This is a genomic window from Polynucleobacter sp. MWH-Braz-FAM2G, from assembly GCF_018687635.1.
Classification (GTDB): domain Bacteria; phylum Pseudomonadota; class Gammaproteobacteria; order Burkholderiales; family Burkholderiaceae; genus Polynucleobacter.
The window spans coordinates 1,327,005-1,340,458 of the sequence record NZ_CP061300.1 but is presented as its reverse complement, the minus strand read 5'-3'; the positions used below and the strand labels follow the sequence as shown (position 1 = coordinate 1,340,458).

Sequence of the window (13,454 nt, the reverse complement as noted above, 5' to 3'; positions counted from 1 at the left end):
TTCTTCTTTTAGTAAATGTAGGGATTAATCGATCTTAATATTGGAGGTTTTAACAATCTTTGCCCACTTTGCTTGTTCAGCAATGGTAATTTCAGTTAATTTCTCTGAGTTTGCGAACTGAGGATGAATCCCTTGGTTAGCTAACTTATTTTTAAAGTCTGGGTTAGTCAAAATTTTACGGATTTCCTTTTCTAGGCGAGAGACTACCGATGGAGGAGTGCCTTTAGGCGCATAAATGGCAAATAAGTTTTCAACATCAAACTTCTTCATGCCATCCTGTTCAAATGTTGGGACATTCGGCAATAGGGGTGAGCGTTCAGAGGAGGCAATGGCGATAGGTCTTAGCTTGCCACTTTGAATGTGCGGCAAAGAAGCGGTCAGACTGTCAAACATCATCATGGTGTTGCCAGCTATTAAATCGGGCAACGCAAAGCTGCTGCCCTTATAAGGAATATGGACTCCAGTGGCGCCGATACGCTGCATAAAGAGTTGAGCTTCGAGATGTGAGAGGGTGCCATTACCTTGAGAGGCGTAATTGAAGTTACCGTTTCTAGACTTAATATAGCCAATCAGCTCTGACATATTTTTAGCAGGAACGCTGGGGTTCACTTCTAAAATATGTGGCACTGAACCTACCAGTGCAACAGAAATAAAGTCTTTTTCTAAGTCAACTGGAGGATTATTAAAAAGTGCTTGAGCAATTGCCTGATTCGTTAGGGCGCTAAAGTGAATGGTGTAGCCATCGGGATTAGCCTTGGCAGCAGCGGTCATGCCAATCATCCCACCAGCACCCGGCTTATTGTCAACAACTACTGCTTGACCTAATGCATCCCCAAGGGGTGCAGCAATGCTGCGAGCAAAGACATCGGTTGACCCCCCAGCTGGAAAAGAAAGGATCATTTGAATTGGTTTTTTTGGCCAATCTGATTCAGGTGCGGCATTGCTGACACTAGCCATGCCTAATAGAAGAGTGATACCAAAGAAAATTCGGTGAAGATGATTCATGCTGACCTTTATAGAAAATAAGTTCAAGTGTTGATTAGCGAATTTATTTTTCATCTTTAAACCAGTACCACTTATAAAGGACACTTTGCCCCAATCGTCTGAAAGGTACGAATGCCTCTGAGCGGATCTTGCCAAATAAATTGGGAAACTCTAAAGATGAGTTGTAAATGGGAAGATTAAATACTTCGGGATTGGGATTTTCTTCTGCAATTAGTTCGGCGAGTCGCCTGCCTGCCCAAGTCGAGAAAGAAACACCATTTCCTCCGTAGCCTAATGCGTACCAAACTTTTTCTTTGGGGTTTGGTTGAGTGATGCGCGGCATCATATCGTGACTGACATCCACCCACCCCCACCATGAGTAATCAATCTCAATTCCTGCTAATGGTGGAAATTTTCGGGCAATCGCATCAGTCAATAATTTGAGATGTACTGGATTATTTGCATCTGCTCCGCTGATGGAGCTCCGACTACCTAATTGCAGGCGATTATCTTTTAAGAGGCGGTAATAGAAACGTAGTGTTCGGGTGTCAGTTAAGAAAGTGTGTGAGCGAAAGTTACAGGCTTTTATTTCCTCATCTGTTAATGGTCTTGTTACGACAGAGTTGGACAGTATTGGAATGATGCGATTTTTGATAGGTCTCAAACCTTGCATTCCATAGCCACCTGTACAGATAGCAATTCGTTTGGCGCGCACGACTCCACCTGGAGTTTGAATATGATGCACACCGTTAATTGTTTCCCAAGATGTTACTGGACTACTAGTGTGGATTTTGACGCCGAGACCCTGAGCCTTTTTCAGCAAACCAAATGTTAATTTAAGGGGATGAACCCCAACGCCTTCATGCTCTAATAGTGCTCCTGCTGCATCTCGATCATCGCAGTATTGTTCTCTTAATTCTTCTGCACACAGTAAAGTGGGGTTGTACCCAAAAATTTCTTTGCGTACCTTTGCTTCATTTTTTAAATAAAGCATCTTCTCAGGACGATGGGCAACGTATAAATGCCCTCCATTAGTGGCATCGCAATCTATACCTTGAGTAAGCTCTCTGAAATTTTCAAATCCGGTATAAATCTCACGATCTAGTTTTTTTGCAGTTTCAAGTCCCCAGCGCTTAATCCATTGGGAGCGTGACAAACGCCCACTAGCATTTTGTCCTTGCCCTCCGCTTCTGCTTGAGCAACCCCAAGCAGTTTGATTGGCTTCCAAAATCACCGCTTGAATTCCATGCTCTTGAGCTAAATACAGTGCAGTTGAAACCCCTGTTGATCCTGATCCAATAACAACGACATCTACATCCATATTTTGCGTAACTGGTCCATCGGTTGTTGGAGGTGCTCCAGCGCTTGCAACCCAGTAAGTCGGTGCGTAGTCTCTTCCAGCTCCGGGATTTAGGGAGTGCAGGGGATCATAAAGAGGATCGTATTCCATTGACGCCATATTAACGATAGATCACATTACTTTGTTGCGGGTAAGTTAGGGCGGTTTTTGCGAAAAGCATTTTTTAATTGAATCTTGCCATCTTTGAAAGTAAAAATATCCACTCCATCAGTTTCAATGCGACTACCATCGGCTGCCGTTCCAATAAATGTCCACTCAGACACGCCAAAATTTTCATGAACAAAATGACGATCATTGATCCATTGAGCATCTGGCGTATTGATCCAAGCACTTTCAAAAGCTGCTCTAACCGCTGTTAATCCCTCATAACGTGCGCCACAAGAGTCTGGGCCAGCCGCTGTTTGAAATACGCAGTCATCGCTCATAAAGCTCATGAGTGAGTCGATGTCATGCTGATTCCATGCGGCACTGAATTCGGCAAGCTTTTCAGGAGTCATGAAATTTTCTGTATTTTGCATAGCAATATTTGAGCTGTTAAAGGCTTGAAGATGAATTAAGAAAAATACTATAGTATCGAATTACTACTATAAAAATCAGAGACAACTATGCAAAGCAATTTGAAAATATTCGATACGCTAGGTGACTGGCGTGGTGTTACTCAGACTTATTCTCAACTGTTTTCGCAAAATTTGCTTGAGCACTTCTGCAAATTTCAGTTGAAAGGCTTTTAAATGAAGCCCTATTACGTATGGCCTTCATTGCAAGAGATTGTTGCTGAGGTAAAGAAAGGTAAGCGTTCAGCGCGTAGCCAAGTGGAATGTGCCTTGGAGTTGGCAAAGAATGAAATGCTAGATTCTGCTGTCTCGCCGACATTCATTAGTCTTCATCCTCACGAAGCTCTGGCGATGGCAGATCTGCTGGATGCCAAAATAAGCCGAGGGGAAGAGTGTGGTGATCTGTGTGGAATTCCTTTTGCGGTAAAAGACAATATTGACTGGCGTGATTTAAATACAAGCGCTGGTAGCCCCAAAGCCTATTCGGAGAGGGCTAAAAAATCAGCTTCGGTATTGCAGGGTCTCATTGATCGGGGTGCGATACCGATTGGTAAAACGAATATGAACGAATGGGCCGTTGGTTTGACTGGCGAAAATGCGCATTTTGGAAATGTTCAGAATCCCCATCTATCTGGTTGTTTATCTGGCGGTTCTTCCAGTGGAAGTGCAAGAGCGGTGGCTATGGGCATTGTTCCTGTGGCTTTGGGGTCGGATACCGGTGGATCCATCCGCATGCCCGCCGCTTGGTGCGGAATAGTAGGCCTACGTCCCTCAAGTGAATCATTTGATCTAGATGGTGTTGTTCCTCGCTCACGCACTTTAGATGTAGTTGGCCCAATTGCTCGAACGGTAGAGGATTGCGAGTATTTTTTAGGCACATCTTTTCTGCCCAAATCCATTCGAGATATCCAGAGCGATGGTCTTCGCCCAATCCAAATCGGCTGGGATCCTCGCTTGCTTGAGGGTGTGGGTGATGAGGTGGCAGGGGCGTTTAAGTGTTTTATGCAGGAAGTGCAAAAACAACCGAACATCTCTTTTGTAGAGCAATCTTGGCCAGATTTTCCAAAGGCGACGAGCTGCGCCTTAACGGTTTTGCAGATGGAGTTTTTGCGGGACTTTAAAAAAATGTGTGGCGAGGTTGAGTTATTTGCCGATCGATTAGGAAAGCCAGTAATCAATGAGCTTCGCCATTCAAGCTCGCTTGGTTCGAACGAGCTCCAGAAAGCCTACATTGAGCTGGAAGCCTTTCGGGAGGCTATGAGTCAAGTTATTGGTTCTGTGGACATACTTGCTTTACCCTTGACTCCCTGCGGGCCGGTAGAGGAGGCTGGTTTGCCAGATGCTGCAAAACCACTGAGGGAGTTGAGTCTGCCAATGGGGGCGGCTGGTCTGCCAATATTAGGGATGCCCCTAATATTTGATAAAGCGCATTACGACTTGTCGCCTGCAAGTTTGGCGGGTGTGCAGTTAGTGGGTAAAAAATATCAAGAACACAATCTTATATATATGGTAAAAACTTACTTAGCTGCACCAAATTAAGGCGTAAAAATTATTATTAGGCATTCAAGTTTTATAGAGTTCGTGTAGGTCATTTATAAAAATAAACTTGGTTTTGCAGTTCGTTTTATTACGGAGACAATATGATAAGTACATTAAGACGTTCAGTAATGTTGGCAGCCATTCCTATGGCAGTAGCAATTGCCACTGTTGGATATTCCTTGCCAGCTCAAGCGCAACAACAAAAAACCTTGAAGTTTATTGCGCAGGCGGATCTAAAAATTCTAGATCCAATTACTACTACAGCCTATATCACTCGCAATCATGGTTACATGGTTTACGACACATTGTTTGCGATGGATAGCAAGTTTGAAATCAAGCCTCAAATGGTGGACAAATACACCATTAGTCCTGACAAGAAAACTTATACATTTACTTTGCGTGATGGACTTATGTTCCATGATGGCGCACCAGTTCGTTCTGCTGACGTCATTGCCTCAATTGAGCGCTGGTCTAAGCGCGATGGACTTGGTCAAAAATTAGCCGAATCTACAGAGTCATGGACCGCCACAAATGACAAAACCTTTGTCCTAAAACTCAAAAAACCTTTTGCTTTTGTCTTGGATGCATTGGGTAAGCCTTCATCCAATGTGCCATTCATCATGCCTGAGCGTATCGCTAAGACTGATGCATTTACTAACATCACAGATCCAACTGGTTCAGGCCCATTCAAGATGGTGAAAGATGAGTGGGTACCTGGAAGCAAAGTCATCTATGTCAAGAATCAAAATTATGTTCCACGTAAAGAAGCTCCATCATGGGCTTCTGGTGGAAAGGTTGTAAAAGTAGATCGTGTGGAGTGGCTCTATATTCCAGATTCTGCTACTGCAGCCAATGCGTTGAGCAATGGCGAGGCAGATTGGTGGGAGCAAATGCCTCCAGATCTGATTCCAGTGTTGGCAAAAAATAGTAGCGTTAAGGTAGACAACATTGATCCCTTAGGGTCCATGGGTCTCATCCGCTTTAACTTTCTCTATCCACCGTTTAACAACGAGAAGATGCGTCGTGCTGTGGCGATGGTGGTAAATCAACAGGACTATGTTTTAGGAATCGCTGGTAGCCCGCAAAATGGTAAGCCATGCGCTTCTTTCTTCACTTGTGGCACTCCGTTGGCTAGCAATGTGGGATCAACTTTGTTGACAGGCAAGCGTGACTTTGAAGCTGCCAAAGCTTTAATTAAAGAGTCTGGTTACAAGGGCGAAAAGATTGTCATTATTTCCGCAGCTGATCAACCAATCGTCCAATCACAATCTTTGTTAACAACAGAGCTCTTGCGTAAACTGGGCCTGAACGTAGAGTTGCAAGCCGGAGACTGGGGTAGCTTGATTACCCGTCGCACTTCGAAGGAGCCAGTAGATAAGGGCGGTTGGTCAATTTTCCATACCTGGCTAGTTGGTCCTGATTTGCTGAATCCAGGCGTGAATTTCGCTATTCGTGGTAACGGTGAAAAAGCATGGTTTGGATGGCCATCTGATCCAAAATTGGAATCTTTGCGTGAAGCTTATTTCGAGGCTCCAAATGCTGCTGGTGCTAAGAAAGCTTCAGATGCCGTTCAAGCACGTGCATTTGAGTTCTTGCCTTATATTCCAACAGCTCAGTTTATTTTGCCAACCGCATACCGCACCAATCTCTCTGGGATTATCGTGGCGCCAATGGCATTCCTTTGGAACGTGGAGAAAAAATAATTCCCATTTTTGTTAAGTTTTTAGGAGTTATTTTTTGCTTTCATACATAGTAAGGCGCTTGGGCGCAACGGTGGTCGTTATGGCCGTCGTTGCGTTCGTTGTTTTCTCTCTGCTTTATCTCACCCCTGGCGATCCTGCCGCAGTAATTGCTGGCGATGTGGCCAGCACTGAAGATATTGCGCGGATTCGCCAATCGCTCGGTCTAGATCAACCTTTTATGGTTCGCTTTGGAAATTGGGTCTGGGCATTAATGCAGGGTGACTTGGGTACATCTATCTTTAGCAATCTTCCCGTATCTAAGTTGATTGGACAACGGGTTGAGCCTACTTTATCCCTAACGATTTGTACGCTAATTGTTGCTATTCTGACGTCGGTTCCATTGGGTGCGATTGCAGCGGCACGTGCCGAAAGTAAATTGGACCACGCGATCATGGGCTTTTCTGTGCTTGGATTTTCAATCCCAGTATTCGTCCTAGCCTACCTATTAATTTTGCTTTTTTCATTGCAATTACATCTTTTGCCAGTGCAGGGTTATCGCCCGATTGGAGAGGGCTTCTGGCCATGGTTGCAACATTTAATACTGCCGAGCATTGCTTTGGGTACCGTTTACGCCGCTCTCATTGCGCGTATCACGCGTGCAAGTGTTTTGGATGTGTTATCTCAAGATTACATTCGAACTGCTCAGGCTAAAGGGTTAAAAGAACGCGACATTATGATTCACCACGCTCTTAAAAATGCCGCTGTTCCAATTATTACCATTATCGGTATTGGTATTGGATTGTTAATCTCAGGCGCAGTAGTAACTGAAACTGTTTTTGCTATCCCCGGTATTGGGCGGCTTACCGTTGATGCCATATTGCGTCGCGATTACCCAATTATTCAGGGCGTTATTTTGATTTTCTCTGCAACCTACGTGATTATTAATTTGTTGATTGACTTGTCGTATGTCTTCTTCGATCCACGGATTCGGTACTAATTCATATGACTGCTAAAACCACTATGAATGTTGCCGATCAGCTTGGATGTTCTTCGAGGGTGCAGTTTTTTTTGAGAACGCAATTACCGGCATTATCTAAGCGTTATCCATTTGCAGTAATAGGTGCAGGCATTCTTCTTTTAATGGGATTTATCGCAATCTTTGCTCCTTTCCTATGGACTGTTGACCCTCAGGCAGTGGCGCCATTAGATCGCCTCAAGCCACCCAGTTGGGATCATTGGTTTGGCACCGACGCCTTGGGTAGGGATGTTTATAGCCGTGTCATGTATGGTGCACGAGTGTCTCTAACCGTCGGAATTGCTGTAGCGATATTAAGTACAGTCATTGGTCTATCTATCGGGCTGATTACCGGGTTTGTGCGCTGGTTAGATGCCATTGTGATGCGCATTATGGATGGATTAATGTCGATTCCCTCAATATTGCTTGCTATTGCCTTGATGGCCTTGACCAAAGCGAGCATTGAAAACGTCATCATCGCAATTACTTTGGCAGAGGTTCCGCGAGTGGTCCGTCTAGTGCGAAGTCTTGTATTGGGATTGCGCGAACAACCATACGTAGAAGCTGCAGCTGCATCTGGTACTCCGTTGCTAAAAACTTTAGTGCGTCATATCTTGCCGAATATTGCCGCACCTTTGCTAGTGCAGGCAACGTATATTTGCGCCTCAGCAATGATTACCGAAGCTATTCTTTCGTTTATTGGGGCTGGAACACCACCTAATATTCCAAGCTGGGGAAATATCATGGCTGAGTCTAGGAGCTTGTTCCAGATTGCTGGTTACCTCATTTTGTTCCCATCGATTTTTCTATCGGCTACTGTGCTGGCAGTCAATTATTTGGGCGATGGTTTGCGTGATGCATTAGATCCTCGACTTTCTAGGAGGATGTAAGCAATGAGTCAGAGCACTGGAAAATCAATTCTAGAAGTAAAAGATCTGCGCACTTATTTTTATACGCGTGATGGTGTAGTACGTTCAGTAGATGGTGTCTCATTCTCGATTTCCGAGGGTGAAACATTGGCAATTGTTGGAGAATCGGGGTGCGGTAAGAGTGTTACTTCATTATCTTTGTTGCGACTCATTCCATCGCCTCCGGGAAAAATTGTTTCGGGTTCGATTCTTTTCCACGGCAAAGATCTGCTGTCACTTTCAGATGCAGAAATGCGCGATATACGTGGCGATAAGATTTCAATGATCTTTCAAGAGCCTATGACTTCCCTTAATCCGGTGCTGACTATAGGCAGGCAAATTAGTGAAGTTCTTGAGCTACATCGCCATTGCACTAAAGATGAGGCTCGCATTCGAATATTGGAACTATTAAGGTTAGTGAATATTCCCGAGCCAGAGAGACGTATCGATGAGTATCCCCATCAGCTTTCTGGTGGCATGCGTCAACGCATCATGATTGCCATGGCGCTAGCCTGTGATCCCGAGATATTGATTGCGGATGAGCCGACTACTGCTTTGGATGTTACTATTCAGGCGCAGATTTTGAACCTCATGCGTGAGTTGCGAGATCGTACACGTGCAGCGATCATCTTAATTACCCATGACCTAGGTGTTGTGGCTGAAATGGCCCAACGTGTAGTGGTGATGTATGCGGGACGCAAGGTGGAAGAAGCAAGCGTATTTGATTTATTCGCAAATCCATTGCATCCCTATACATTGGGACTCTTGAATTCGATGCCGCGTTTGGATGAAGAGGGCTCTAAGCGTTTGGTAGAAATTCCTGGCATGGTTCCTTCGATGAAGACTGAGATACAGGGATGCGCTTTTGCGCCACGCTGTTCGGCAGCGACAGAACGCTGCTCTCTAGAGTCTCCAGTTCTAAAAAATTATGGCAATGATCACTGGGCAGCGTGCTGGAATCCAGTCTCAGCAGTAGAGGCCAAACATGAGTAAGAATAAAAAAGTGCTCTTAGAGCTGAAAAACTTATGTAAGCACTATCCCATCCGCAAGGGTATATTGGGTAAGGTAACCGCTAATGTTTATGCAGTTGATGGGGTTAGTTTTTCCATCTATGAAGGTGAGACATTGGGTTTGGTGGGGGAGAGTGGTTGCGGAAAATCGACCGTTGGCCGAACCATTCTGCGTTTAATGGATCCGACTGCTGGTGAAATCATTTGGGATGGGCAGCGTATAGATCAGCTTTCTCGTGCTGAAATGCGACCGTTTCGTAAAGAGATACAAGCAGTCTTTCAGGATCCATACTCCTCGCTCAATCCGCGCATGCGAGCTGCCGATATTGTTTCAGAACCTCTCAGAAATTTTGAGAACCTGACGCAGGCCGAAGGTCGTGAACGTGTAAAAGAATTATTTGCATTGGTGGGGTTACGCCCTGATCAGATGTTGCGTTACCCCCATGAGTTTTCTGGTGGACAGCGGCAGCGCTTGGGTATTGCTAGAGCCTTATCGGTTAGACCTAAGTTGATTATGTGTGATGAGCCTGTTTCAGCATTAGATGTGTCTGTTCAAGCGCAGGTCATTAACTTATTGGGCGATCTCCAAAAGGAAATTGGCGTTTCTTACTTATTTATTGCTCACGATCTGGCAGTGGTTAAGCACATCAGCCACAGAATCGCAGTAATGTATTTAGGTCGAATTGTAGAGTTGGCCGAAACTGCAGAGCTATTTAATCGCCCATCTCATCCTTACACCGAGGCCCTGCTATCTGCAGTGCCTATTCCAGATCCTACCAAGCAGCGCAAACAGATTGTTTTGGGCGGTGATGTTCCAAGTCCTATCAATCGGCCTAATGGCTGTCATTTTCATACGCGTTGTATCTATGCTCAAGAGCGCTGCAAAGTTGAGGAGCCTCGTTTAGAGGAGGTTTTGCCTGGTCATTTTGTGGCGTGCCACTTTAAGTTAAATACTTAAAGTCCATAAAGCGGTGGCTATTAATAAAAAAGCCAGTAGGTAGTTAAAGATCTGTAGGCGTCGACCCGTTCCTAGCCATTCTCTGAAAAGGGAACCTGCGATTGCATAAGTCAGATTGCTCGTAAAGGCAAAGAACATCACTATTGCGCAAGCAAATACCAGTCTTGAGCTTGGATTGGAGCTAGGTTGACCACCAGAGTACAGAATCCAAGAGCCAGTTACTGAAATTGCCAATAACCACACCTTAATGTTTAAAAACTGTAAAGCTATGCCTTTGAAGAAGGTCATATTAAGTGGTGCTGAATAAATTTCTTGCAGTTTTTTGTTTTGGCAAAGTTTAAATGCGAGCCAAATCAAATAAGCGCAGCCCATTAATTTAATGGCAAGCCTTAAGCTAGGTATTTCGGTAACCAATGCGCCTAAGCCCAATCCACATGCCAGCATGATGAGTAGCCAGCCAAAAGGTACTGATAAGGTAAAAGGAATAGCGCGACGAAATCCCTCATTTGCGGCGATAGCTGTTGTCAACATGGTATTGGGGCCAGGTGAGAAGCTCATTGCTGCGCAAAAGATGATCAGTGCAATCAGCTCTTGGGTATTAAAAATAGAGACCATCAGGATGTGTAATTGTGATGGTTGATTATGGTGTAGTCATGACATCCAAAGGGAATATGGGGCGCCTAATATGCTTAATATCAAACCAGTCATAGTTTGAGCTAGTGGGGCCGCCCTGATCAGAGTCGCATTCAACAAAGCCCTTGCTCAGCGGAAAGAACACAGGTCGACAGTACATGCGAGACTTAAGTAACACATAGGATTTACTGGTTAAATCTATGCCTAAATCTGTCATTACCGCAATATCATATGGCTCGACTCTTTCAGAGCTGATCACAATCTCAGCCTCTTGCGTTTTAAATAGTACGCTCGGACCCATATTTAATATTGACCCATTAAAGATAGGACCAGTTACTTTAATCTTGCCGTCGCTGATTGCTTTTACAGAGCCTGTCAATTTGAGAGGCGGCTTGCTTACTCCTCGATAAGTCCAGCCAGATTTATTTCCTAGTTCAATTGTTACCTCTTGATCAATTCCGATGGCGACCAGTTGCTGTACTGTTGATGGGTCAGCTATAGGGCCTGCGGCCATGTTCTTCAAGCCATAATTTAATGCTGCCTCGAGTATGTCAGTTGTATCGCAAGAGCCACCAGACATCACATTATCGCTATGGTCAAGCAGTAATATCGGCCCAGGTTCAGGTGTATTGGCCATCTCTGCAGCATTTTTTAAAGAGAGCTCTAGTGGCGTGCTTGCATAAATGAATCCATCTGCGCGACCCAAAATCATTGCTTGTAGTTTGTCGGCCACTTCATTTGCTGCGGCAATAAAAGAAGGGTTACTTTTATCGGCAACGACGATGACAGACATGCCAGCATCCTTAAAATCCGCCAAACTAAAGCCAGCCATGATTGAGATGCCTAAGATGCCTGGTTTAGATTCCATTGCAATGGCTGCTTCAACCACTGCTTTCATTGCCCCTTCGTTAGTATTGCTTCTCAGGGTATGAGAAAGGAGGGGAATCTGTCGATAGACTAAAAGTGGCTTGGTTTTTCCTTTGAGGCAATCCCGCAATAAATTGCCTGCATGCAAACCAGTTTCATACATATCAATATGTGGATATGTTTTAAAACTCACCATAACATCACTATTTGCAATCATGGCTGGAGTAACGTTTCCATGTAAATCAAGCGCTACTGCAATTGGAGTATTGGGAGCAATCGATTTAATTCGTCGCAGTAAATCGCCTTCACCATCTACAGCGATTTCGGAGACCATGGCCCCATGAAGATCTAAGAGGATGGCATCGCACCCTTGCTCAACCGCCGAGACGATGCTATCGCAAATACGTTGATAAGCTTTAGCGCAGACCGTACCGCTTGGATTGGAGAATGCGCAAACGGGGGTAACAATCTCTACGTTTTCTTCTTTGGCGATATCAATAAATGCACCCATTGCCGTTCTGGCGTTTTCTTGATCTTGATAGGCGGCTGCGCCCCAGAGGGGGTTGAAAGATTCTAGTGTTGTGGCAATAGGTGAGAAGGTATTGGTCTCATGCTGAAAGCGCGCAATAACCCATTTGCCACCAATTTTTTTATCAGTCATCAAAAGCCAGTAAATTAGTTAGATCGTTTAGCGTAAGCAAGGATAGATTGAAGCAGTACATTTGCGCCAGCTTCCAAATGATCTGCTTTTGCATCTTCAATTTCATTGTGGCTAACTCCATCCTTGCAGGGTATGAAGATCATTCCAGTCGGAGCAATACTTTTCATATAAATGGCATCATGTCCAGCGCCAGAAACCACATCCATATGCGAATATCCCAAATCTTGCGCTGCTTGACGAATAGTCTGAATACAACCCTCGTCAAAATTGCAGGGAGGAAAATACGATACCTCCTTTAAGTCGATCTTGATTGACTTCTCGGTCGCGATATCTTTAATACATTCTTTAAGATCAACAGTCATCTGATCCAATGTACTGGCGTCTGTATGGCGAATATCAATCGAGAACTGCACTCTACCTGGGATAACATTTCTACTATTCGGAAAGACTTGCACCATGCCGACAGTGCCTCTTCCATGAGGCGCATATTGGTTGGCAACATCAACAACTTTTTGCATGATGCGGAGGGAATTTTGTAGAGCATCATCCCGAATTTCCATTGGGGTTGGACCAGCATGCGCCTCAAAACCCTGAACAGTGCAATCAAACCAACGTAGACCCATCACTGCCGGTACTACACCAATAACTTTATCTTGATATTCAAGTATGGGTCCTTGTTCTATGTGGGCTTCAAAGTAAGCTCCACAGGGATGATCGCCAGGTTTTTGTGTTCCTAAAAAACCAATACGAGTAAGCTCATCTTTAACATTTTTGCCATCAATATCTTTGGATGTATAAGCAAGTTCTTGGCTGATTGCCCCGGAAAAAACTCCAGACCCCATCATTACAGGTGTAAAGCGTGAACCTTCTTCATTGGTCCAGAAAACAACCTCAATGGGCGCCTCAGTTTCAATTTGATGATCGTTAAGCGTTTCGATGACTTCTAAACCTGCTAGTACACCGTAGTTCCCATCATATTTACCGCCGGTAGGTTGGGTATCTATATGACTACCAGTCATGATGGGTGCCAAGTGAGGTTTTTTGCCTTCACGGCGCATAAAGGTATTGCCAATTTGGTCAGTTACTATCGTGAGACCCAAGCTAAGCGCCTTATTGATTACCCATTGACGACCTTGCTTATCTAAATCAGTCAGGGCAAGTCGGCACACTCCGCCTTTAGGGGTAGCCCCAATTTGAGCCAGCTCTAATAAGGAAGAGTAGAGTCGACCGCCATCTACACGAAGCTGTTTAGCAATCTGTACTGCATCATTGCTTGCCACAA

Annotated in this window: 12 protein-coding genes; 6 read left to right on the top strand and 6 right to left on the bottom strand. The window is 44.6% G+C overall.

Annotated elements, in window-relative coordinates; translation table 11 throughout:
- Positions 1–24 precede the first annotated feature (24 nt).
- The 3 genes from FD973_RS06860 to FD973_RS06850 are packed head-to-tail and all read right to left on the bottom strand — an operon-like array spanning position 25 to position 2,862.
- Positions 25–1,005 carry a tripartite tricarboxylate transporter substrate binding protein gene (locus FD973_RS06860; RefSeq protein ID WP_215322590.1) on the bottom strand — a complete coding sequence of 327 codons (981 nt, stop codon included), beginning with the start codon at positions 1,003–1,005 and terminating at the stop codon, positions 25–27.
- 43 nt (positions 1,006–1,048) lie between these two features.
- On the bottom strand, positions 1,049–2,443 hold the full coding sequence (locus FD973_RS06855) for an FAD-binding oxidoreductase (RefSeq protein ID WP_215322589.1): 1,395 nt from the start codon (positions 2,441–2,443) through the stop codon (positions 1,049–1,051).
- 17 nt (positions 2,444–2,460) lie between these two features.
- Positions 2,461–2,862, bottom strand: a complete 402-nt coding sequence (locus FD973_RS06850) for a nuclear transport factor 2 family protein (RefSeq protein WP_215322587.1) — start codon at positions 2,860–2,862, stop codon at positions 2,461–2,463.
- 213 nt (positions 2,863–3,075) lie between these two features.
- Between FD973_RS06850 and FD973_RS06845 the strand changes: the two genes are divergently transcribed.
- The 6 genes from FD973_RS06845 to FD973_RS06820 all read left to right on the top strand — a co-directional run bounded on the left by FD973_RS06845 (position 3,076) and on the right by FD973_RS06820 (position 10,011).
- Complete coding sequence (locus FD973_RS06845) at positions 3,076–4,437, top strand: amidase (protein WP_215322586.1); 1,362 nt, start codon at positions 3,076–3,078, stop codon at positions 4,435–4,437.
- 101 nt (positions 4,438–4,538) lie between these two features.
- Positions 4,539–6,140: an ABC transporter substrate-binding protein gene (locus FD973_RS06840; protein ID WP_215322585.1), complete on the top strand. Its 1,602-nt coding sequence runs from the start codon at positions 4,539–4,541 to the stop codon at positions 6,138–6,140.
- 34 nt (positions 6,141–6,174) lie between these two features.
- The gene (locus tag FD973_RS06835; protein ID WP_215322583.1) at positions 6,175–7,116 is read left to right on the top strand and encodes an ABC transporter permease; all 942 of its coding nucleotides are present in this window, start codon (positions 6,175–6,177) and stop codon (positions 7,114–7,116) included.
- Positions 7,117–7,121: 5 nt separating this feature from the next.
- On the top strand, positions 7,122–8,024 hold the full coding sequence (locus tag FD973_RS06830; RefSeq protein WP_371816855.1) for an ABC transporter permease: 903 nt from the start codon (positions 7,122–7,124) through the stop codon (positions 8,022–8,024).
- A gap of 3 nt (positions 8,025–8,027) precedes the next feature.
- On the top strand, positions 8,028–9,035 hold the full coding sequence (locus FD973_RS06825; protein WP_215322582.1) for an ABC transporter ATP-binding protein: 1,008 nt from the start codon (positions 8,028–8,030) through the stop codon (positions 9,033–9,035).
- On the top strand, positions 9,028–10,011 hold the full coding sequence (locus FD973_RS06820) for an ABC transporter ATP-binding protein (protein ID WP_215322581.1): 984 nt from the start codon (positions 9,028–9,030) through the stop codon (positions 10,009–10,011). Before FD973_RS06825 ends, FD973_RS06820 begins: the two co-directional genes overlap by 8 nt.
- On the opposite strand, the gene FD973_RS06815 is transcribed toward FD973_RS06820, so the two are convergent.
- The 3 genes from FD973_RS06815 to FD973_RS06805 are packed head-to-tail and all read right to left on the bottom strand — an operon-like array spanning position 10,000 to position 13,452.
- Positions 10,000–10,626 carry a LysE family translocator gene (locus FD973_RS06815; RefSeq protein WP_215322580.1) on the bottom strand — a complete coding sequence of 209 codons (627 nt, stop codon included), beginning with the start codon at positions 10,624–10,626 and terminating at the stop codon, positions 10,000–10,002. The genes FD973_RS06820 and FD973_RS06815 overlap by 12 nt on opposite strands.
- A 25-nt stretch (positions 10,627–10,651) precedes the next feature.
- The gene (locus tag FD973_RS06810) at positions 10,652–12,172 is read right to left on the bottom strand and encodes a M81 family metallopeptidase (RefSeq protein ID WP_251368740.1); all 1,521 of its coding nucleotides are present in this window, start codon (positions 12,170–12,172) and stop codon (positions 10,652–10,654) included.
- A gap of 14 nt (positions 12,173–12,186) precedes the next feature.
- Positions 12,187–13,452 carry a Zn-dependent hydrolase gene (locus FD973_RS06805; protein ID WP_251368739.1) on the bottom strand — a complete coding sequence of 422 codons (1,266 nt, stop codon included), beginning with the start codon at positions 13,450–13,452 and terminating at the stop codon, positions 12,187–12,189.
- Between the last annotated feature and the right edge of the window lie 2 nt (positions 13,453–13,454).